The sequence below is a fragment of the Pelobacter seleniigenes DSM 18267 genome (genome assembly GCF_000711225.1).
Lineage (GTDB): Bacteria > Desulfobacterota > Desulfuromonadia > Desulfuromonadales > Geopsychrobacteraceae > Seleniibacterium > Seleniibacterium seleniigenes.
In genome coordinates this window covers 1,673,866-1,695,385 of sequence record NZ_JOMG01000002.1, presented here as the reverse complement: position 1 = coordinate 1,695,385, position 21,520 = coordinate 1,673,866, and the positions used below count along the sequence as shown (strand labels likewise).

The following is a 21,520-nucleotide window of genomic DNA, read 5'->3' as shown; positions in this document are numbered from 1 at the left end:
TTTAATGCCCCAGGTCCTTACGCAATTGCTCCAGATCGTCCCGGGTCGCCAGATTCAGCTCGGCAACCACTTCTTTGAGAACATCCTTCAACATCCCGCGCAGGACATCCTTTTCCTGTTCGCCGCGCTCGGCCATTTTATTGAACAGGGCGCGGGCATGTTCTTCCGCCTTATCTGCTGCCTCCTTCATCTCTTCGCTGTTTTTTTCAATCTTCTCCTTGACGGCTAAAGCGCTGCCAAGGGCAACATAGAAAAGCTGTTCCAAGCGGTTCTCGGTCGTCGCCATGTTGCTTTCTCCTTCCTGAAGGTCAGCACCGGAGTCGGGGAAGCCGAGGCTCAGGGCTGACAATTTGCTATTCAGCCGGAAATAAAATAGTCCGCTGCGAGGGGTGAGATCTATACCAGGATATTTTTCAGATCCTGCCAATAGCAGAGCAGAAGTTGAAGGAAAGTCAAACCGGGAACAATCGAGGGCATAGCGATTTGCTAAGTGCGGAATAAAAAAGCAGCCAGTCTCAAATTGAGACAGTCAGCGACGCCTTCCCGCTCGGAAATCTTGTTCGGTTCCTTTAAAACCAGATGGTTAGGACTGTGACTTAAACATAAATCCTGGCGGAATGACTTTTGCTGCAAGCATGGTATGATTCCACCGCTCGTTGTTCCAATCAAACCATGAAGAGCGGATGAAGCGAAAAAATCAAGCCTGCAGGAGGTTTTCACCATGAAAAAAATCTGTATTTACGGAGCCGGGGCCGTTGGCGGCTTCATCGGCGCATTGCTGGCCCAAAACGGCTGTGAGGTGAGCGCGGTAGCCCGTGGTGCCACGCTGGACGCATTGCAAACCCAAGGCCTGCGCCTGCAACTCGACAACAGGACCATCTCGGTTCCGGTCACCGCCACGGCCAACCCCGTCGAGCTGGGCGAGCAGGATCTGATCATTGTTGCCGTCAAAGCTCAGTCCATGCCTGCAGTGGCCGGGGCCATTCCGCCCCTGATCGGAGCGGAAACCACGGTACTGACAGCCATGAACGGGGTGCCCTGGTGGTTCTTCCAGGGTTTTGGCGGCGATTATGCCGGCCTGCAGTTGGCGGCGGTCGATCCAGGCGGCGCCATCGCCCAAGCGATTCCGGCCCGATCGATTATCGGCGGGGTGGTCCATGGCAGTTTCGCCCTCAACGAACCCGGCTTTGTCCGTCATGTCTTCGGCAGAAAACTGATCCTCGGTGAGCCGAACGGCGAAAAAAGCGCCCGCCTGCAAAAGCTCGCCGATCTGCTCAGCGCGGCCGGGATCGAGATTGAAACCTCCTCAGCCATCCAACGTGATATCTGGTTCAAGCTGTGGGGCAACATGACCATGAATCCGGTTTCCGCCATCACCGGGGCAACCTGCGACCGGATTCTCGATGACCCGCTGGTACTCAATTTCTGCAACCGGGTCATGACTGAAGCAGCGACCATTGGCGAGCGGATTGGCTGCCCGGTAGAGCAGACCCCGCTTGAACGCAATGCCGTCACCCGCAAACTGGGTGCCTTCAAAACATCGATGCTGCAGGATGTCGAAGCCGGCCGTTCCGTAGAACTGGACGCCCTGGTCAGCGCGGTTTACGAAATCGGTCAGAAAGTCGGGGTAACGACTCCCGATATGGAAACCCTGCTGGGGCTGGCGAGGTTGCATGGCCGGATGCGGGGTTTGTACCCGGATCAATAAGTCCTCCCCACGCGATCAGGCAAACGGGCCAGCAAGTACTTTGTACAGTTCGCCGCAGAGGGCTGCGTATTTGCAATCATATCGCAACAGGAAATGTGATGGGTATCGTTGTCCCAAAAGATCCGTTGACTTTTCTCCGATGGTCATGACTAGATACCCATACCAGGACGATCACCTTCTTTGGCGACCCTCAATTGTGAACAATGACAGCACAGGTCTGGCCTATCGCTGCCACTGAGCTGCCATAAGCGGACAGTGATGAATATGCAACGAATTCGCTCTTTCAAGCGGCTAAGCCTGCACCTTTGCGGTTATCCGATTCTCTTGCTGATAGCCCTCAGCCTTTCTTCCTGCGGCGGCGGGGGCGGCAGTCAAAGCAGCAGCTCAACGGATACGGCAGCAGCGACATATACCGTGCAGGGGACTATTAGCGCAGCATTGTTCATGGAGTTTGACAGCGACACCAATGACCCTGATGCGGATTTCAGGTCCAATGATAGCTTCGATGAAGCTCAAACGATCTCTTCCCCGACAACGGTCAGCGGCTATGTCAACCTTCCTGGCTCCGGTAGCAGCGGGCGGTCTTACCAGAGCGGGGACAGCAGCGATTTCTTTCGGGTCCCCCTGACTGCCGGCCAGACCATCGTACTGAGTTTTCCGGATTCCGTTGCCGCCGACCTCGACCTGTATCTTTTTGACAGCAGTGAGCTTCAGGTCGATGCTTCGATGGGAACAGGAGCCACGGAAACCCTTCGGGTTGAGACAGCGGGAACCTACTATATCGAAGTACGGGCCTATAACGCCGGTCCCAACATTCCGAACGCCTCCAGCTATACCCTGACCATTGATAAGAACAACTCCAGTTCGGGAGCAGAGGAAATGCATCTGAGCGACGATTTCGTCGCCAGAGATATTATCGTGCGCTTAAAAGATGACGTCTCATCGTCCGCAGCCGCCGTCACAACTGCAGCCTCACTGGCAGAAAAAGCCCAAAAATTAGGGCTGCAGAGCTTGGCCGGGAAACCGGGCCGGGCCATGCTGATGGGCTTTAACACTGATGCCGCCCGGGACCAGGCATTCTCCACATTGGGGATCAGCAAATCGCCGCCGACAACAGGCGTATCGGCCCTGTCGGCCACACAAATCAGCAAACTGGACACCATCAGGATTATCAAGGCCTTGCGGCGGCGTTCCGATGTCGCCTCAGCCGACCTGAATTATTACCGCTATGCCGCGGCAACCCCTAATGATTCCGATTACAACAAGCAAATTATAAACTATCAGCTGATCAACCTGCCTGAAGCCTGGGATCTCACCACTGGCAGCGACAATGTTATCGTTGCCGTTATCGATACGGGTGTCTTGTTAAACCATCCCGATCTGAACGGCCGCCTGATCACCGGTTATGACTTTGTCTCGGACAGCTCCAGATCCAATGATGGCGACGGTATTGACGATAATCCGAACGATCCCGGTGATCAGTCAAGAAACGATGGCAGCAGCTCTTTTCATGGCACCCATGTTACCGGCATCATTGCCGCGACAACCAATAATTCAACCGGCGTTGCCGGTGTTACCTGGAGCGGAAAAATCATGCCGCTTCGGGCGTTAGGACTCGGGGCGGTGGGGACAAGCTATGACATTCTCCAGGCGGTCCGTTATGCGGCCGGGCTGGACAACGATTCAACCTTACTCCCGGCCCGCCCGGCAGATATCATCAACATGAGCTTAGGATCAGCCGGCGACGCCTACTCCCAGGCCGAACAGGATTTGTACAATCAGGTTCACGCGGCCGGCATTATCGTCGTTGCCGCAGCCGGCAACGATGGCCTGGCAGATATCGATTACCCCGCTGCGTATGATGGTGTCGTTGCGGTCAGTGCCGTCGATAACAACGGAGATTTGACCTATTATTCAAACTATGGGCCGACAGTTGATGTCGCCGCTCCTGGCGGCGCCGGGGCTCATGTCGAAGCCTACGATATTTACAGCACCTGCGGGGATGACAGCGGGACAACCCTTCAATACACCTACTGCTATAAACATGGGACCTCCATGGCGACCCCCCATGTCGCCGGAGTTGCCGCGTTGCTTAAAAGTGCATATCCGGACCTGACGGCCAGTGACTTTGATGCCCTATTGCGTAGCGGGCTGCTCACCGATGCAGACACTGCAAGCCGTAACGACTATTACGGTTACGGCCTGATCAATGCCTATAAGGCTGTCGCCTGGGCTCAGACCAATCAAACTGTACCGACAGCGCTGGCAACCAATCCGGAGTCACTTAATTTCGGTACCTTCAGCGATTCTTTAACCGTAGAGCTTTATCTCAGCGGAAGCGGCTCCAGCGGCACTGTCAGCATTGCCGTCGATGCCACCTGGCTCAGCGTTGCAGCCAGCGCTGTCGACAGCTCGGGCATCGGAACCTATACCCTCAGTGTGGACCGCAGCACCCTGTCGCCAGGGACCTCTTTGGCAACGGTGACCTTCAGTTCAGATGCACCCGATGTTTCACCCGTAGCCGTCCCGGTTACCGTACAGAAGAGTCTCAGTACGACATTGGTCAACGGCGGTTATTTCCACATCGGACTGCTCGATCCTCAAACAGAAGAGATTAAATATGAGACCAGTGGCACCCTGACCAACGGCGAACTGCGGTATCTATTTTCAGACGTGGCAGCGGGCTCTTATATTCTCTATACCGCAACCGATATTGACAACGATGGTCATTATAATGAAATGGCCGAAGTCGTTGGAGCCTATCCGTCCTTGCAGCAACTGTCACCCATCAGCGTCTCAAGCGACCGGAACAGTCTGGATTTTCTGGTACAGCCTTATCCAATCCCCTGACCACTGCGCAAGGCATATCGCCCCGCTCACTCCGCTTTACTTTCAGAATGAGCGGGGTTCATCCGTTCTTCAGCCTCTTGCTTGGCTTGCTGATGATCTCCTTCAGTCAACATGGAGTCACGCAATTCTTTGAAACGCAGGCCGATCAGTTTGTTCAGCCCGCGAAACAGGGGTGATTTTTCATCCAGCTCGGTTTTCATGAAGCGAATACAGCCCTGACAAGTTGGACTGGGAACAACATAACGGTGGGCGTCGATCCTATGCCACCAGGCCAGCATCCGCATCCCCCAGACCAGCGGTTCCCGCACCAGGCAAAACCACCAGTGCCGGCCATAACAGCGCTGAATTAACAGGAGCGTACAACTACGACACTGTCCGACAGGTCGTTCACTTTCCACAACGTTACTTTCCAAAACAATTCATCCGCTTGCTATTCAAGGCCCAGGATATAATCCCATTCCTGTTGACTGACCGGCATGATCGACAACCGGTTCCCCTTGCGCACCAGCGCCATGTTTTCCAAGGCGTCATGCTCTTTGAGTTCCGCAAGGGGGATCACCCGCCGGGTATGGCGGAGATACTTGATATCGACCATGAACCAGCGCGGCTTGGCCGGATCGCTCTTTTCGTCAAAATACTTGCTGTTCGGGTCAAAGGCGGTGAAATCCGGATACCCTTCTTTGACCACTTCCATCAGCCCGACAATCCCCGGGACCTCGCAATTGGAATGGTAAAAAAACACCTGATCACCCACCTTCATCTCATCCCGCATCATATTGCGCGCCTGGTAATTGCGTACCCCGTCCCAATGTTCGGTCTGCTCCGGCATGTTCTGCAGATCGTCAATGCCAAAAGCGTTCGGTTCCGATTTCATCAGCCAGTAGTTCATCAACTGCTCCCTTTCTTGTTTTTGCAGACAACTCTTTACCTAATCTACTTGCCATTCGGAAACTCCGAGGGGCAACGGCTAAGTTTTCAGATTGGAAACAAACAATTTTTCGTTGTGGCAAGGAAATCAAGGGGTTGCGCGGAGGCGTAGCACTTTACGCCGCACAAGAAAACCCGCAGATTGACACCGCCACAGCGGAAAAGGGCCGTTTCCGGATGAAAACTAATCTACTTGCATCACAGGTTCTCTGGCAAATGAAGAGAATAAAATCTTCAGCGCCCAACAATCTTACAGGAAGAAAAGGCTGTTGAAAAACAGCCTGCGAAGAGATGCTGATCACCTGTCAAGAGAGCTGAGCACCACCGGCAATTTCTTTGGTTTCTTCGCCCGCACCATCGTGTCGAGCTCATCAAACTCGCTTTTCAAGACATTTCTATAAAGAAAAACCAGGGCATTAAGCGCCTGATTCTGGGTTGAGGCAGCAACATTCTGCCGTGTTGCCAGGTAGGTTAAAAAAGAGCTGACGTGATCAGCCCCTAATTCTTGTGGATGCCTTTTGTTATGGAACAGGATAAAACGGGTTATCCAGTCAACATAGGATTTTTCAGTGCGAATGCTATAATGCCGTAACCGAATTTCATTACGCACCAGATCAAGTAAACGCGGTTGACTCATGGCCCCTCCTCCATTGTCAATTGAGTAATTTATTCTACAGCGATCTATGCTACATTAAACCATCTATCACGCAAGCAGATTTTTCAGAAAATTGTCAGAACCTACTGATATAAATAGTGAAAAGAAAATTTGGCTGCTGAGCGTCCGTGTTATAACACGGCTAATATCACGTATATTACATGTTATGGCTACAAAATGGAGAGATAAGTGGCAGACCTAATATCATCAGTATCTACAGCAATCTCACTTGCCACTAGGCTAAGGGAAATAAGTAAGAATATTGAAGACGCTGAATTCAAGAACTTACTTGCGGACCTGAGTCTTGAACTAGCTGATGCAAAATTAAAGATCGCTTATCTTGTGTCAGAAAACGCAGAGCTTAAGGAGAAGATGCACTCACTTACTAGCGCAACAGGTGAGAGATGCCCTAAATGTAAAAACCCCACGTTCGAAATAATTTCAACTAAACCGCACGGAATCTTTGGGGATATGGGTGCAAAAGAACGTGAATATAAGTGCTCTGCATGTGGCTTTGCTGAGTCAAAGTTCATTGAGCCATAACAAATCACTCCAGCCGACCCAGTGCCGCGTCGCTCCTGTCGTCGCTATGCGGCACAGGTCGGCTGAGTTCAAACGTTGGGCGGATAAGGAGAATAGATGACGGCTCCCATTGGAAAAGTATTCATCTCTCACTCAAGCATAAACAAGCCATTTGTAGATCGTCTCGTAGCCGATTTGGCATCGAGAGAGATCCCTGCGTGGTATGACAAGTTTGACCTACGCATCGGTGACAGCGTGCCAGGGGGGATCAATGCAGGCTTGGCTGAGGCCAAATACTTCCTCATAGTCCTATCGCAGGCAGCGTTGACCTCTCGGTGGGTTACTGAAGAACTTAATGCAGCCCTCATGTCGCAAGTCGCGATGAGCGGCACGTTCATCTTGCCTGTTCTTGTTGAGGATTGTGACATACCGCCCCTCCTCAAGCACCGTCGGTACGCCGATTTTCGCACCAATTACGACCAGGGGTTCCGAGAGTTGCTCGGCGTTTGGGGAAAAGACCGAGAGGCGTCTATCGTTGCTGGCGGCAAACCACTCTACCCATGGCCAAACGCACGAGACAAGTTGAGTGAGGCGATATATCTGCACTCAACCCGTTTTGACAAATTTTTCCGGATGGACTGGGACCTCTCAGAAACCGCAGATAAAACAATCAACCACATCATCGACGTTCTAAAACTTCCTTGGCACAAAGAAGTTCCAGAACTCGGAATGAAGTGGTCGTTTAGTTACAGTCTGATATTCGACGGGAAGGCCATAAGTTTATCGCGCAGTCTCAGCGAGGCGGGAGTGTCACCTGGAAATGTATTGATGATCGGGATCAATGGCACGTACGAGGACGTTTGGGAGTGCGAGTTAAAGAATATGTGGGATGGCTCGAAAATGTACGAGATGGGATCAGCGCTCAGGCACGAAGCAGAACTAAAAGAACAAATCAGGAAACGAGGCCGACTGAATAGAGACCGACTGCGCGAGTTTGCAAATGATTGCTTTTCCCACGTATAACGGACGTCGCCCAACCCATATTTCAAGCGGACAGTTCAACAGCGGTGCGTTTCGAAAAAGGCCAGTGCTATGCAAAAGTTTCTACGCTGCCGCTTAAATCAATCCGTTATGCAATCAATAGGAAGGAGCATTGATGGCAATTTTTGACCTATTCTCCAAAAGGCAAAAAGCCTTAAGGGGGGACGTACCGGATGTTTACACCTACGATGACCTGCCAAATGCTTTGAGGGTGCAAATCGTTCATATTTGGTCAGATGCACTTGGAAGTAATGAAGACTATTACGACAATTATGGGTGTGGCCACAATGTCCAATCTGCTTATAAATTTATCGTGGATACTCTTTGCAGAGAGTATGGAATGTTTCGGCTTCCAACAGCAGATAAATATGGTAAGAGAATGTATTTAACTGAGCTTGCTAATTATCTATTGCAAGTTGACGAGGTTGAAAAGCAGCTAGATATTGTTGAATTAAGCTTTAGGTATATTGATCGACTCACCCGCAAATATGACTATCTGCATAAGCGAAATGCTTCAGAAAGCGTGGACGATGCCATTGAGGAGCTAAACGCCAGATTCAAAGAGCATGGAATAGGCTTTCAGTTCATAGAAGGTGAAATTGTTCGAGTGGATTCTGAGTTACTCCACTCTGAAGCAGTAAAACCAGCATTGCGGTTACTGAACGAAAAAAGCTATCAAGGTGCCCAACAAGAATTTCTGAGTGCTTATGAGCATTACAGACATGGAAAGCACAAAGAGGCACTTAATGACTGCCTGAAAGCATTTGAAAGCACTATGAAAGCCATATGCGATAAACGCAAGTGGGCATACCAAGCCAATGCTACTTCGAAGGCATTAATTCAAGTCTGTCTTGATAATGACCTTGTTCCTTCATTTTGGCAGCAGCAGCTAAGTTCATTACGCAGCATGTTGGAAAGCAGTATTCCAACTGGCCGAAACAAGCTAAGTGGCCATGGACAAGGTTCTACCCCAACAACAGTGCCAGGTTATTTGGTTGCATACATGCTGCATATGACAGCATCTACATTGGTATTCTTAACTACAGCCGAGAAAAACCTTGCAACCATATAATTAAGCGGATGGAAAAATAGCGGGGTGCTTCCCGAAATACAAAACCAAATTGCGGTAGGTCACGCTGGTTCTCGTCGCCACCGCTTATCACTACCGATACGTTTCAGGAGGCGCACCGATGAGTCGCGTTGGAATTCTCGCCTACGGCTCTTTAATCGAAGACCCGGGCAAGGAAATTGTGCCGCTCATTTGCGAGCGGAAAGAAGGGATCGAAACTCCATTCTCTATAGAGTTTGCCCGGTCGAGTTCTACGCGTGATGGCGCACCCACGGTCGTTCCTGTCGAAATCGGTGGGGGCCGCGTCCATGCCACGATTCTTGTCTTGGATGCTGGTGTAGACCTGAAAACGGCGCAAGACTTGTTGTGGCGGAGAGAGACAAGGAACGAAAGCACCAACAAGCATTACGCGCTACCATCCAAGCCAAATCCAAACAGAATGGTGGTGGAGAAACTGAATAACTTCGCGGGGCTCGACGTTGTGCTGTATACGAAGCTTGGAGCCAATATCACAGATCCAAATGCCGCAAAGTTGGCCGATCTCGCTATCAAAAGCGCAAAGGCCGAAGCCGGGCGGTCCGGGAAGGATGGTATCAGCTATCTTCTTTCGGTAAAAAGGCAAGGCATCTCAACGCCACTGATGCAGGGCTATGAAAACGAAATACTGCAGAAGACTGGTACTTCAAGTCTTGTAGATGCGTTATCGCGGTGTCGTGAAGGATACGTATAACCAGTGCGTCAACTCGGATCGTCAGCCTCCGGCTGACGCCCGGTTACGCTGAACCGTTAGCGAAAGCATACCCATGCTAGACGATCCCCTAGATTATGAATTGAGCCTTTCAGGCGGATGGTACTGTCTCTCAAGGGGATCGAAAGAATGTAAGTTTTCAGCTCCAGCGACGACGCGAGGCGTAGCGAAGCTCTATACTATTTCGTGTGACGACTCATTGCTTTACGTTGGTATTGCAAAACAGCCTATGGCTTCTCGGTTAAGTTTTGGGTTCAAGGCTAATGGTTCTGGTGGGTATCACGGTTATAAATGGAAATTTTTAGAAACAAATTTAAAATTATCCATTTGGACCGGGAAAATTAATGGCGTATATGCTCCCCTGCATGTCATGGAAACAATTGAAGCAGAGGTTGCGTTCGCTTGCCGCCATCTCTCAGGGCAATGGCCTACACACCAGCATGAAATTCATTTTTCACCATCAGAGCAATGGCACAGGGACGCAGCTGTTCGTATTTATAATCATGCAATTGCATGCAATCGCTAACCAATAATTCCAGCGGATCGCCTACGGCGCCCGCTGAATTTTACCGTTAGAATAGCGAAATTTATGACTTATAGAAAAACATTTATATTTTTATTGATAGCACTTGTATTTATCTTATCAGGATGTGCTGCCAAAGGACCCATTTTTACTGACGTCAAAAGTAATCGTCCCGATAAGGCCCTACTTTACATTTATAGACCTTGGGCAATGACGGGTGCAGCTGTTAGTTACCAAGTGGTTCTAAATAACGTAAGAATATCCCCAAAACTAAGTAATCAAAGTTACCTGGTAAAAGAGATTGATCCTGGGGAGATATTTCTTTTTACCGACACTCAAAACATCGACAGGGTTTTAAAGTTTACCGTTGAAGCCGGAAAAACATATTTTGTAAGCATTTCTTCAAAAAATTATGCTGCCATGGTTTTCGAGCATACTGCTTACTTGGTTGATAAAGGCTTGGCCATTGAAGAGTTAAAAAAATGCAAGTTGGCACTTTAAATTCTAACCCTTATCAGGCCCCCGGCCGTCAAGAGTAAAGAATAGCGTTAACGTAAAAGATTCATCTTTTCGTTCTTTGACAAGCGACTGATCTACTAGCAACCATCCGGGTTCTGACTTGGGCTTTGCAACGGGCTGCAGTCACGATTCTGCTCCCAAACACTTATCGAGGCTCTTATCCACAGAAGCCGGACCTTTGGTTGCATCCTGATCTTCTGCCACCTGGAAACACGTGCGGACCCTGGTGCCGTTCCAGTCAATAAGGGCGGGCTTCATCTGGCGTTCCGATGATCCCAGTTAGCTACGGAATCGGGTCAGGGGCAGAACCGGCGCGGGCCGCATTCGACCATCGCGCAAAATATGAGGGAGCGAGACGGACCTCCAATCAACGCAAACCGGCTGAAGAGATTCATGATCACCGGGCCTTTGCTGTGGGATGGCTCTCCCAGAAGTTTCTCTTCTATCGGCCCGTGAGCGATCTTGATAGCTGGTTCTCACCAGTTAGGCTTTCCGGCTGATCCGCCTCCTCCCGAATCAGGACCTTAAGAACAATTCCTGGTCAAAAGGCACCTGATTCTTCAGCATGTCATAGACCGCTCGCCCCAGCCGAGCGGAAAGATTCGCCAAAGCCTTGCCTTTGCCATGGCGATTCGCCATCTTCTGCACTTGCTGCTGCATGGGTTTATTTCCTTTGAGCATGAGAATGATGGCTTCTCCAAAGGCCCAGCGCAAGTGAGCATTGCCAATCCGCTTGCCGGAATGGCCGTAAGACTTCCCGTTTGATTCCTTGGCCGGCTTGACCAGCCGGCAGTAGGAGATAAAGTCCTGGACACGGGGGAAACGGGCGATATCCTCAATTTCGTAAAGGATAACCAGGGAAAGAATCCTGCCCACTCCGGGAATGGATTTAAGCAGTGCCAGGCTGACGGGGTCATGGCTCATGGCCACCTTTTCGAGTTGGCGCTCCAAGACACCAAGCAGCTGATCGTAGTGTTCAATTGTGGCCAGATCGATTTCTATCATTCCTCGGGCAATGGGGTCTTTGAACTTCTGCGGCAATCCTTCGCGCTGACTCGGTTTTGCGACACAGCCTAAAGGATCAGGCAGATTATATTGCGATGCGGTATTCTGAATATGGGCAATCAGTTCAGCCCGCTTCCGAGCCAGATGATTACGCCGCCGCAGCAGATCACGGGTCGCCCGCATCTTTGCAGGATAGGCATAAGCCAACGGGAAAGTGCCGCCGCGCAGCAGCACGGCGATTTTATGCGAATCGATCTTGTCATTCTTGGCCTTGCCTCCATGAATGGCCCGCATGTAAAGAGCATGTCCGAGGACAAAATTAATACCTTCATCGGCACAGAAGTCGGCCAGCCAGTACCAGGTGAACATACATTCACAACCGACGATAAGACCTTCACGGTACGGCTTGATCAGGCGCAGAAATGCTTTCGGTTTGGTCGGAATGTTCTTGTGAACAACGATCTCACCGACTGCGTTGAGAATGCAGACATACATGGCGTCGGCATGGAGATCGACACCGCAATAAAACTGATGCTGTTTCGTGTAAAATCTCATGGTGCAGGCTCCTTTCTTTGAGGGTTATGGTTACTCAAAGGATAGCGGATGGTCCGCTACCTGGAGGGGGCCTGCACTAAGTATCAAACTAACCGGACGGAAAATACGTCTGTGCAAAATTGAAAAGCAAAACCAAATTGTGGTGGTGAACAAAACTTCGCGTCGCCGCCGGCCTTCATGAACCGTTAAAATCTAACCTCCCCGGAAAGATCAATGAAAGAGATTGATGAAAAAATTAACAAAACAATATCTTCGTTATCGAGAAATAGAATTGAAGCACTGTATTTTCCTTCAAAAGAAGCGCTAGTTTCCTGCATAAAAGAGCGATTAACTTCAGAAATGACTATTGGTGTCGGAGATTCTATAACATTAGAAGAACTTGGGATTTACTCTTTACTGAGAAATTCTAATGTTAATTTTTTAGATAAATACAAAGAAAATATTTCTAGTGAAGAAAAAAGGGATTTATATATAAAAAACTTTGGTGCAGATCTTTTTTTATCTGGAATAAACGCACTATCGACTGAGGGAAAGATTTACAACCTTGATGGCAATGGAAGTCGAGTCGCACCAATTATATATGGACCATCAAAGGTTATTTTGATTTGCGGAACCAATAAAATTGTTATATCAGAAGTCGAAGCATTTAGTAGAGTTAGAAATGTCGCTGCCCCAATTGATGCTAAAAGATTAGGGAAAAGCACACCTTGTGTACGTAGCGGAAAATGCATGAACTGTAAAGCAGAAGACAAAATTTGCAATTACTTCACAATAATCCAGGGTCAGTTTGATACTGAGCGAATAAAAGTTTTTATTGTTGAAGGTGATTATGGATTTTAACGAATAATGATAGATAGCGCGAGGGACGAGCCACGATCTTATCCTGTGGCTGGACAAGCCCGGTCGTTATAGCGATAAAGCAAATATATCGGATGGGTTTTGAGGGGTGTGAACGCCTTGATTTTCTTTCTCTTTATTCAAGTCGAGCGGAAACCTTTCACCTGTTGACGCGGCTAAAAAATCAGCTCACGATTGACGTCATAAATTTGCGGTCCCTCCTCTCCTGAAGTGATAATAAGGCACTTCCAGGGGATTCTAGTTAGCCGATCAGATAGACCGGAATTGGACCATGCCAAGAAGTTTACCCTGAAGCTGGAGTTACCATGTCACAGAAAGAGATCATCAACAGGCTTCATAATCTCGGAATAGAGGAACTGAGAACCATTCAGACCCTGAATGTCCTCAGCGGCGATTATGTCAACAATATGTGTAAGTGCCCCAATGGCACTAAAAACAAGCTATTGGATGACAACAGCACGTATCTCTGTGCTCAGGTGGAGATTGAGGGGAGTGAAAGGTGCTATGGAGTTGCTGCAGATGAGCATCAAATAGCAGTATTCTCGTATGGCTGTAACGGGACTGAATGTGAATTGGAGATCTGGCTCAAGAGGTGATCAATCAATTCTGGTCGCTATAGTTGCATAACTAGCCGGCAGCATTAATTATCCAAACAACTAACTGAACAGGGCACTAGGCGTATCTCTATAATCAACATAGTCCACAGCGAGTCTTGGAGCATAAAACTCCCGTGGAGAGAGTAACTATCCCCTTGTAAAACCAGGTGGTTTCCTTTTGTACTAAGCTGCCCCGGCACGACCGAACCTGTTAGCAAAAAGTCAGGCAGCAAAAGGACTCAGCAAATGAAATTAATCAACAAAAAATCTGTCCGTATTCCAATTTCACAATCATTTCAGGATAGCAGGTTTACCAATGGCAACCTTTATGGATCAGGCCATTTGGCAATTATCCTTTCCAACATGGATACCAATGATCAAAGTGAATGGGATTCAATTATTGGAGACTTGATCTCTGCCGGGTATATGGTCCTTACCTATGACTATTTTCAGCATATGGATGATCAATCAAGAACTCTTGAAGATGCAATTTCATTTATTTGTGATGCAGGTGCGAAGAAGATTATTCTTATTGGAGCAAGCAGGGGTGGGGTCGCATCCATAAAAATCGCAACTCGCCAGATAAAGAACAGTTCTATTGTTGGTGTCGTGGCTTTTTCAGCTCCTATCGAATATGAAGGAACTGTCTTTTACAGTAAGGATGAATTGAGCAGGATTAAAATTCCCAAGCTCTTGATAAATTCGGAAAATGACGATGGCGCAAGCGATACTCGCAGGATGTTCGAACTTTTTGAAAATCCAAAAGAATTGCTATTTTACCCGGGGGATGCCCACGGGACAGAGCTATTTGACAAAGAACGGGAATCGATTGTCAGAAAGCTGCAGAATTTTACACGGGCGGCATTTGGAGCAGCATCCGCTTAAATCAGAACAATCCGCAGGTTGTTAGAAAAATCCCTCCATGGGTTTGCAAAAGCGTTGGGTGTGCCAATCATCGGGGTCAGATCAGCCCTTAGATTTCAAGGGGTTAATGACATCTCTCCCATATGCCAAACCGATATTGAATTATCCTGGGGAGAAGTGCTCTTTGCTGAAGTCATGAGAATAATGAATAATTGTAGATCAACCGAACTGAGCGGAGTTAAGCAAATTCGCCAGAAGCCCACGGAACCGAATTATCTTCTCGTCACCTGCTACCCGCACATGATGCGGTGGGGAGTGTTAACTTGACGATTCAACAGCATAACAGTGACGACCAAACATCGCTGAAGATCCTCCCCTTAAAGCCAAATGATTCGCTGGTCTATGTGATGGCTGTCGCATCCGGTGTGGCCGTGGCGAATCTTTATTATGCGCAGCCGCTGCTGCACACGCTGGCACGAAGCTTCGGGGCCTCTGAAGGCACAACCGGTCTTATTATTACGATGACACAACTAGGCTATGTCATCGGTCTCGGACTGATTGTACCGCTCGGTGATTTGTTTGAACGACGCAGACTCATCACGGTAGTTTCCTCAGGGACTGCGGTGGCACTGGCCGGCGCCGCGGTCTCGCCAGGCATTGGTTCTTTCCTTATTGCATGCCTGGCCATCGGCCTTACTTCGGTCGTAGCGCAAGTGCTGGTGCCATTTGCTGCGACCCTGGCCGCTAACGAGCAGCGTGGCAGCGTGATAGGTCGGGTGATGACAGGCCTGCTGCTTGGTATTCTACTGGCTCGTACGGTTTCCGGATTCATTGCTGACGCTTTTGGCTGGCGCGTTGTTTTCGGGCTGGCAACCATTTGCATGTTCGTTCAAACCGCCGTGCTGTGGCGGATGCTGCCACAGAGCCAAGGCGAAACGCGTATGTCATATTCGGCCCTGATTGGCTCGGTGATTCAGCTGTTTCGTGATGAACCATTACTGAGACGGCGTATCGTCTATGGCTCCTTAGGATTTGCAGCGTTTAGCGTATTCTGGACCGCCCTGGCATTCCTTCTCGCACGGCCACCTTACGGCTACAACGACTCGACCATCGGTTTGTTTGGCCTGATTGGCGCTGCGGGAGCCCTGAGCGCCAGTTTCGCAGGGCACATTCATGACCGTGGCGGCACCCGGATAGGCACCGGGGTTTTGATCGGGCTGGTCGTTCTCGCGTTTGTGATCATGGGTGTCTTCAGTACGCACCTTTCCGCTATCATCGTCGGTATCGTACTGCTTGATATTGGTCAGCAAGGTACGCAGATCCTGAACCAGAGCGTCATTTACACGCTGAACCCCAAGGCGAGAAGCCGAATAACGACAGCGTACATGACCTGTTTTTTCTTTGGCGGGGTGGTCGGGTCCGCATCATCGGGTTATATGTTTGAGCTGAGTGGATGGCCAGGCGTCGCGTTGCTGGGTGGCACGTTTGGCGGAATCTCGTTTCTCTACTGGCTCACGGAACTCGGCACTCGCCGGGTGTGATGCTGTGCTTGCATAAGTTCAGGCCACTATTGAAATCTGTGCGGGAAAAACCAAAAGCAGACTGGACCCTTGATTCCCCCAGGAATATAAAGGAATAAAAATTGTCTTTCCCCCGCCTAAATGCTGGTCTACAGAAAGAATTATTGCAACGAATGGAAAACACAGCTGTAGAGATTTCTATGATTGAAACTTTTCTATAGGTTTTAGGTGTTGAGTGCCAGGACATCGTGGACTCAACGAATGAATAATCGGATTTTGTAGTCAAATTCATCGACCTTGGCTTTGCCCAGATAGATCTTACTTGCTCAACCATCAAATCAGCTCATAAGCTATCGGGAGGTAAAAAATGAAAATACCAAGAATGACCGTGATCTCTCTCGGGGTGGACGATCTGCCCAGGGCCACGGAATTTTACCGGCAGGTGCTGAACACTCCTCCGAACACCGCCTCTACGGCCATCACATTTATTGAACTCCCCGGAGCATGGCTGGCCCTTTATCCGCTCGACAAACTTGCTGAAGACATTTCGCCGCAGGTGCCGACAACACGTAACGCTTTCAGCGGCATCACCTTGGCCCATAATGCCCGCAGCAAAGACGAAGTGGTCGCCATGATGAAATGTGCCGAAAACGCCGGGGCCAAAATCGTCAAAGAACCGCAGGAGACTTTCTGGGGTGGTTTCAGTGGCTATTTTGCTGACCTTGACGGTTACTATTGGGAAGTCGCATGGGGGCCGATGTTCACATTTGATGACAATGGCAACATGAGACTAGCAGCAGATTCATAACCAATCATCCCAACCGATTGCGTAGCGCAACCGGTTAAAGTCGTCCATCATATGGACGAAAAGTGATTTTATTCGTAACACCCAACTCAACGAGGATCTTCCATGAAAAAATTACTGACCATAGCGATTTTTATCCTGATTTGCTTTTCTTTGGCCGCCTGCGCCCCACAAAAAATTGTGCCGCCGAAAAGCGGGCCAACAGCTCAACTGCACGTCAATGCTATCAACCTGGCGAAACGAGGTATTTTTAAAGCTGAGGCGGTCTGGGTTTCCCTTTACAATCAGGATGAAAGCTGGGGCGCTCAGCCCATTCTGGTGGATGATCACCCGGCCGATAGCTATATCATTCCCGCCGGAGAAAAACTTAAATTCTCATTGCGGTTACAACAGGGCGGACCCGGGTATGATGGTGGTTGTTTTGTTGGCCTTGAACTCACGGCTGAGGAAAACAGTAACCTGAGCGCAGAGTTCTCAATCAACCGAATTCCAGGGGCGGAAGCTGCATCAGGCTGCAAACTGAAGCTTTCCAATAATGGTAAACTTGTCGGCGAATACGATGGTAAGCCGCAATTGACTTTTTACAAGGTCAAGGTTATTTCCGTTCCTTAGCAAATGGTCAAAAAGAGCCTGTTAAGCACTTGAGGCGGGGGGGACTATCTCTCGTGCTGGGTTTACCATGAAATCGCTTACCACTGATCAGCCCCAGGCTCACCATAAGAATCTTTGCCGGGACTGTTTTTTATTTGCGCAGCGGTTTATTTACATCATCCGCAACGAAACCACAGGTGAATGACCAATATCGGCATTGTTGCTGCGGCCCGCCATGCCTTGACAGTGCCGCTTTTTTAAGGCAAACAGGTAACAAACTCAAAACAATGAGTAGAATTTATGGCATCAGATAAAAATTTTGTGCAGTTTGTCAGCGAACAAATAGCTGCGGCCGGCAACATCCGTACCCGGAAAATGTTTGGGGAATATGCCGTTTACTGCAACGAAAAGGTCGTCGCTTTAATCTGTGACAATCAGCTGTTTGTCAAACCAACCAGTGCCGGCCGGGCATTCATAGACGATGTTGTGGAAGCCCCGGCATACGAGGGGGCGAAGCCGTCATTTTTGATCGAAGATCGGCTTGAAGACAAGGACTGGCTCAGTGAATTGGTCCGTTTGACCGAACAAGAACTGCCTCCGCCTAAAATCAAAAAAACCAAGAAGGCCTCGAAATAAATCACCTATCGGATCATCCAGGGAGATCATGATGAAAAAACTGCTGGTGCTGGCAATTCTCCTCATCCTGCTGTCAGGCTGCGCAAAACCCATTTATTCGGTCGATCGGTCAGGCGGCCTGGCATCGGTCACCTATATCCGAAATGACGTCAATCATTACATTTCCGAACAGACCGGAGAGATTGTTCCCGCAGCGGAAAAAGAGACCTTTGCCGGGAAAATGATCAGCACGGAATACCGTCGCACCTTTCCGACTGTCATTTATCTTTATCAGTCTGTTGAATGTTCCAAGAGCCCGGCAATTATGGGGCGTCTGGACCTGAGAAAACCCAGCACAACTTCGGCGACCTTCCAGGTCAAGGCGGGAGTCCCACTGGTCAACAGCTTTCGGACCAAATTCCAATCCTGCCAGCGAGACTGCTATAAGCATTTTTATACCTCGTCGGTCTTCACTCCTGAAGAGAATGCTCATTATGAGGTTGTTGTCGAACCGATCGACGGAGTCACTGTTTACAAGCTTGAAAATGGCGCAAAACATCTTCTGGAGGTCACTTCAAATTTGCCCAAGGCTTGCCAGTTTTAACAGGTGGCCTAACAACAGTCTGTCGAGCCGATGGACTTTTTCAACAACCTGTAAAAGGTAGGGAATGAGAAAATACCGCAGCCGCAATCTGGAACTGGATTTAGGCCGGGAACATATTGTTATTCAGCGCAGGTATGAAGCGATAGGCGCAATCAATGATCTGCTGATCGCGGTCTGGTTTTTAATAGGAAGCTTTTTCTTCCTGTCAAATTCCCTGGTCGAACGTGGCACCTGGTTATTTATCGCGGGCAGTGCGCAATTGTTGATCAAACCAGCTCTCAAGCTGGCCAGCCTGATCCACGTTAGCCGGGTTTATCAGGCAAAAGTAAAAAAACATCGTCACGGCTGATTCAGCCGAAGAAAGAATAACTTCAGTATGTGGAACCAAGATACTTACCTGAAAGCCTGGAACTTTGCCTCGACAATCCATCTTGGGCAAACCCTCCCGGGCAGCGATATTGCGTATATCAACCATCTGGGGCTGGTAGCCATGGAAGCAGCCGCCGCCATTGCTGACAATCACCGCATAGAAAACCCCAACCTGCTGATCCAATGCGCATTGCTGCATGACGCCATCGAGGATACTCCGACGACCTACCAAGACATTGCTGAGGAGTTTGGTCACGAGGTGGCTGCCGGGGTTTCAGCGCTCAGCAAAAACCTGCAACTGCCAACCAAACAGGAGCAGATGCTCGACAGTCTGCGCAGAATCAAGCAGCAGCCCAGGGCGGTCTGGATGGTCAAATTGTGTGATCGAATCACCAACCTCCAGCCCCCGCCGGCCCACTGGAACAATGAGAAGATCTTGCAATACAGAGACGAAGCCTGCACTATCTTGGAGCAGCTTGGCACCGCCAATCAGTTTTTAGCGGACAGATTACAAACCAAAATCGAACGTTACCCTCAATATCTGCGATGACTTGCAAAAGCTTGAACCTGCTCTGGCAGACCGTTTAAGGCCTGAGTCTAGGCAACCTGTAGCTAAACCAATGCTTCTTGAGAGTCAGTTTCCGCCGGTCAGGAAAGTGGCGATTCGGGCCTGAACTTTTTCCTATGATCTTGAATGGTTTTTGCGGTCATTTGTGACATCAAATTGTAACCATCTTTTTCTAAGGTCGTCAGCAATTGAAGTTCCATCTGCCTTGATTTTTGTATCATCAGCTCCCGTCTTTCTGGATCGACCTTGCTGGCCTTTTCTATCAGCGCCAAAATATCCTCCAGCAAATAGGTTTCAGCAGATTTAACAGTATCAATTGGGTCAATGATTGCGGGCTGTTCAATTTCGCCGGCACTTTTTCTTCGAAACCAATCCTGGATTTTTGCTTCGGCAATGACACTGAATATGCTCATAACTCAACCCTTTAAACTCAATTTTTATTCGTCATTCGGCAGGCTGCACCAGCTGATGACAGCGTTGATCCCTGCATAGTGATAAGCCCAGCTTGTCGCAAATGCAGCGACTATCTGTTCCTCGTTCTCAAAGGTTTGCAGAATTGAAACAATCCCCCTTACGGTATCTGCCAACCGGGTATTAAAGGTAAATCGGAAAACTTCGTTATCATTGAGATTCGGGTGTGCGGAAGGGAGGTTGTCCAGCGCTTGTTTTGCCATTGCCTGGATATATTCCTCGGTAAATGATTCATATTTTGATCCTTCCGCTCTCGCCAGAAGGATGATGACTTTCAGGCGATTATCAATCCAGAAGCGCAATAATTTTCCCGCGTCTCCAGTTTCTATTGATCGAGCTTCCTCTGCCTTGGCCGGATTAATCAGAATTGCCACGCGGTTTCGAGTCAGTCTCTTGAACTCTTCAACAAACTCTGGCGTGATGATTGAATTGAACAACTTTTCTTTATTAGCGTAATATTTATAGATATTTCCCGTTGCAACACCCGCTTCGCAGGCAATCATCCCCACTGTAGCTTTCTTGTATCCTACTTTTGCAAACATGCGTTCAGCCGCATCTGCAATCTGCTTTTTCACACTATCTTTTAAAACCTGCACCATCTTCCTGACTCCATGAGGCATGCCCAAATTAAAAGTGAACATATCATTCATTTTTAAAAAAATCAATAGCCCGCCATCTCAGCCAGATCGCGGGGCAAGCGCTGTTTATAGTCACGATGGCATGGCAAAAAGGGATTCAGCCGAAACTGTAGCAGGCGGTTTTTCAACAGCTTGTCGTGTCCAGGGATGGATTTTTTCAACCCCTGATGGCGCTTGGACATCCAGCAATAAAGGGGCTGGACCGTTCCGGGCTTCTCAGTCATCGCCCCTCGAAGATCCTTGCAAGGATAATGATTTATGATAATCTGGCGGTGCACGTCACTCAAATCGTGCCATATACGCATAACAAAATCCGGAGGGGATTGTGAAAAGTTTTACCGTCAGCAGAGTCGTTCTGGTTTTCCTTGCCGTTTTTGCCTTGGCTCCCGCCTGTTTCGCCGATCAGACGCAGGATATTGCAGCCGTTGCCGCAGCAGAAAATTTCCTGCACCTTGTCGATGCCGGTCACTACGCTGACAGCTGGGAGACATCGGCAAACTATTTCCAGCAACAGGTTCCCCGGCCGCAGTGGGTCGAACAGCTTGAAAATATCCGTCCCGCCCTGGGCCCGGTCCTCAGCAGAACCGTCACCAGCAAGCATGATGCAACCTCATTGCCCAGAGCGCCGGTCGGGAACTATGTTGTCATTCTGCTTGCGACATCATTCCAAAACAAGAAAAACTCCATAGAGACCGTCACCGCCATGCTTGATCAGGATGGCAAATGGCGGGTTGCCGGCTACTACATTCAATGGCTGATCCAGCCCAATCGGAACCCGACGGCCAAAAGTCACCGGAAAATTTCACTCCAAAGGGGCCACTTTGGCTTCTTTGTCAAAGGATTGCTGTCCTAACGGCCATCCAACCGTGCAAAACAACAGCTGGCAACGGCATATCTTC

General features: G+C 49.2%; 27 protein-coding genes. 19 read left to right on the top strand and 8 right to left on the bottom strand.

Annotated elements, in window-relative coordinates:
- Window position 1 precedes the first annotated feature (1 nt).
- Window positions 2-286 (bottom strand): hypothetical protein, encoded by a 285-nt coding sequence (locus N909_RS0110555; protein ID WP_029914788.1) that lies wholly within the window; start codon window positions 284-286, stop codon window positions 2-4.
- Window positions 287-721: 435 nt separating this feature from the next.
- On the opposite strand from N909_RS0110555, the gene N909_RS0110550 reads away from it, so the two are divergent.
- Together N909_RS0110550 and N909_RS0110545 are read left to right on the top strand one after the other, a co-directional pair.
- Window positions 722-1,708 carry a 2-dehydropantoate 2-reductase gene (locus N909_RS0110550; protein WP_029914786.1) on the top strand — a complete coding sequence of 329 codons (987 nt, stop codon included), beginning with the start codon at window positions 722-724 and terminating at the stop codon, window positions 1,706-1,708.
- A gap of 258 nt (window positions 1,709-1,966) precedes the next feature.
- Window positions 1,967-4,558, top strand: coding sequence for a S8 family serine peptidase (locus tag N909_RS0110545; protein ID WP_084167670.1), 2,592 nt, complete (start codon window positions 1,967-1,969; stop codon window positions 4,556-4,558).
- A 26-nt stretch (window positions 4,559-4,584) separates the two neighbouring features.
- On the opposite strand, the gene N909_RS0110540 is transcribed toward N909_RS0110545, so the two are convergent.
- The 3 genes from N909_RS0110540 to N909_RS23815 all read right to left on the bottom strand — a co-directional run bounded on the left by N909_RS0110540 (window position 4,585) and on the right by N909_RS23815 (window position 6,122).
- Entirely contained in the window at window positions 4,585-4,971 is a 387-nt protein-coding gene (locus tag N909_RS0110540) for a nitroreductase (protein WP_245613595.1), read from the bottom strand.
- Window positions 4,972-4,988: 17 nt separating this feature from the next.
- The gene (locus N909_RS0110535; protein WP_029914780.1) at window positions 4,989-5,447 is read right to left on the bottom strand and encodes an EVE domain-containing protein; all 459 of its coding nucleotides are present in this window, start codon (window positions 5,445-5,447) and stop codon (window positions 4,989-4,991) included.
- A gap of 336 nt (window positions 5,448-5,783) precedes the next feature.
- Window positions 5,784-6,122, bottom strand: a complete 339-nt coding sequence (locus tag N909_RS23815) for a phage integrase N-terminal SAM-like domain-containing protein (RefSeq protein ID WP_051689678.1) — start codon at window positions 6,120-6,122, stop codon at window positions 5,784-5,786.
- Between the two features lie 207 nt (window positions 6,123-6,329).
- Here N909_RS23815 and N909_RS24605 point away from each other — a divergent pair, with 207 nt between their 5' ends.
- From N909_RS24605 to N909_RS24600, 6 genes are all read left to right on the top strand, one after another.
- On the top strand, window positions 6,330-6,683 hold the full coding sequence (locus N909_RS24605) for a hypothetical protein (RefSeq protein WP_051689677.1): 354 nt from the start codon (window positions 6,330-6,332) through the stop codon (window positions 6,681-6,683).
- A gap of 96 nt (window positions 6,684-6,779) precedes the next feature.
- Window positions 6,780-7,685 (top strand): toll/interleukin-1 receptor domain-containing protein, encoded by a 906-nt coding sequence (locus tag N909_RS0110520; protein ID WP_029914776.1) that lies wholly within the window; start codon window positions 6,780-6,782, stop codon window positions 7,683-7,685.
- A gap of 133 nt (window positions 7,686-7,818) precedes the next feature.
- Complete coding sequence (locus tag N909_RS0110515; protein WP_029914775.1) at window positions 7,819-8,775, top strand: STM4504/CBY_0614 family protein; 957 nt, start codon at window positions 7,819-7,821, stop codon at window positions 8,773-8,775.
- Between the two features lie 118 nt (window positions 8,776-8,893).
- Window positions 8,894-9,502, top strand: a complete 609-nt coding sequence (locus N909_RS0110510) for a hypothetical protein (protein ID WP_029914773.1) — start codon at window positions 8,894-8,896, stop codon at window positions 9,500-9,502.
- 73 nt (window positions 9,503-9,575) lie between these two features.
- The gene (locus N909_RS25695; RefSeq protein ID WP_155005917.1) at window positions 9,576-10,046 is read left to right on the top strand and encodes a hypothetical protein; all 471 of its coding nucleotides are present in this window, start codon (window positions 9,576-9,578) and stop codon (window positions 10,044-10,046) included.
- A gap of 63 nt (window positions 10,047-10,109) precedes the next feature.
- On the top strand, window positions 10,110-10,544 hold the full coding sequence (locus N909_RS24600; RefSeq protein ID WP_051689676.1) for a DUF2846 domain-containing protein: 435 nt from the start codon (window positions 10,110-10,112) through the stop codon (window positions 10,542-10,544).
- A gap of 534 nt (window positions 10,545-11,078) precedes the next feature.
- Here N909_RS24600 and N909_RS0110495 read toward each other — a convergent pair.
- Window positions 11,079-12,122, bottom strand: coding sequence for an IS110 family RNA-guided transposase (locus tag N909_RS0110495; RefSeq protein ID WP_029914767.1), 1,044 nt, complete (start codon window positions 12,120-12,122; stop codon window positions 11,079-11,081).
- A 213-nt stretch (window positions 12,123-12,335) separates the two neighbouring features.
- Between N909_RS0110495 and N909_RS0110490 the strand changes: the two genes are divergently transcribed.
- From N909_RS0110490 to N909_RS0110445, 10 genes are all read left to right on the top strand, one after another.
- Window positions 12,336-12,962, top strand: coding sequence for a lactate utilization protein (locus N909_RS0110490; protein WP_029914759.1), 627 nt, complete (start codon window positions 12,336-12,338; stop codon window positions 12,960-12,962).
- 323 nt (window positions 12,963-13,285) lie between these two features.
- Window positions 13,286-13,576: a hypothetical protein gene (locus tag N909_RS0110485; RefSeq protein ID WP_029914757.1), complete on the top strand. Its 291-nt coding sequence runs from the start codon at window positions 13,286-13,288 to the stop codon at window positions 13,574-13,576.
- A 246-nt stretch (window positions 13,577-13,822) separates the two neighbouring features.
- A complete protein-coding gene (locus tag N909_RS0110480; protein WP_036683082.1) occupies window positions 13,823-14,461 on the top strand; it encodes an alpha/beta hydrolase in 639 nt (212 codons plus the stop codon).
- 302 nt (window positions 14,462-14,763) lie between these two features.
- A complete protein-coding gene (locus tag N909_RS0110475; protein ID WP_051689675.1) occupies window positions 14,764-15,981 on the top strand; it encodes an MFS transporter in 1,218 nt (405 codons plus the stop codon).
- Window positions 15,982-16,327: 346 nt separating this feature from the next.
- Window positions 16,328-16,768: a VOC family protein gene (locus N909_RS0110470; protein ID WP_051689674.1), complete on the top strand. Its 441-nt coding sequence runs from the start codon at window positions 16,328-16,330 to the stop codon at window positions 16,766-16,768.
- A gap of 102 nt (window positions 16,769-16,870) precedes the next feature.
- A complete protein-coding gene (locus N909_RS0110465; RefSeq protein ID WP_029914749.1) occupies window positions 16,871-17,377 on the top strand; it encodes a hypothetical protein in 507 nt (168 codons plus the stop codon).
- A 279-nt stretch (window positions 17,378-17,656) separates the two neighbouring features.
- Window positions 17,657-17,992 (top strand): TfoX/Sxy family protein, encoded by a 336-nt coding sequence (locus N909_RS0110460; protein WP_029914747.1) that lies wholly within the window; start codon window positions 17,657-17,659, stop codon window positions 17,990-17,992.
- 28 nt (window positions 17,993-18,020) lie between these two features.
- Window positions 18,021-18,575, top strand: a complete 555-nt coding sequence (locus N909_RS0110455) for a hypothetical protein (protein ID WP_155005916.1) — start codon at window positions 18,021-18,023, stop codon at window positions 18,573-18,575.
- 64 nt (window positions 18,576-18,639) lie between these two features.
- The gene (locus N909_RS0110450) at window positions 18,640-18,924 is read left to right on the top strand and encodes a YrhK family protein (protein ID WP_029914743.1); all 285 of its coding nucleotides are present in this window, start codon (window positions 18,640-18,642) and stop codon (window positions 18,922-18,924) included.
- 27 nt (window positions 18,925-18,951) lie between these two features.
- Window positions 18,952-19,494: an HD domain-containing protein gene (locus N909_RS0110445; RefSeq protein WP_029914741.1), complete on the top strand. Its 543-nt coding sequence runs from the start codon at window positions 18,952-18,954 to the stop codon at window positions 19,492-19,494.
- Between the two features lie 98 nt (window positions 19,495-19,592).
- Here N909_RS0110445 and N909_RS0110440 read toward each other — a convergent pair whose 3' ends face one another.
- The 3 genes from N909_RS0110440 to N909_RS0110430 form a co-directional block, all read right to left on the bottom strand.
- Window positions 19,593-19,925 carry a hypothetical protein gene (locus tag N909_RS0110440; RefSeq protein ID WP_029914739.1) on the bottom strand — a complete coding sequence of 111 codons (333 nt, stop codon included), beginning with the start codon at window positions 19,923-19,925 and terminating at the stop codon, window positions 19,593-19,595.
- A gap of 24 nt (window positions 19,926-19,949) precedes the next feature.
- Window positions 19,950-20,582 carry a TetR/AcrR family transcriptional regulator gene (locus N909_RS24595; RefSeq protein WP_051689673.1) on the bottom strand — a complete coding sequence of 211 codons (633 nt, stop codon included), beginning with the start codon at window positions 20,580-20,582 and terminating at the stop codon, window positions 19,950-19,952.
- A gap of 62 nt (window positions 20,583-20,644) precedes the next feature.
- Entirely contained in the window at window positions 20,645-20,845 is a 201-nt protein-coding gene (locus tag N909_RS0110430; RefSeq protein WP_029914736.1) for a hypothetical protein, read from the bottom strand.
- A gap of 101 nt (window positions 20,846-20,946) precedes the next feature.
- Here N909_RS0110430 and N909_RS0110425 point away from each other — a divergent pair, with 101 nt between their 5' ends.
- Window positions 20,947-21,474 carry a DUF4019 domain-containing protein gene (locus N909_RS0110425; protein WP_063336392.1) on the top strand — a complete coding sequence of 176 codons (528 nt, stop codon included), beginning with the start codon at window positions 20,947-20,949 and terminating at the stop codon, window positions 21,472-21,474.
- The last annotated feature ends 46 nt before the right edge of the window (window positions 21,475-21,520 follow it).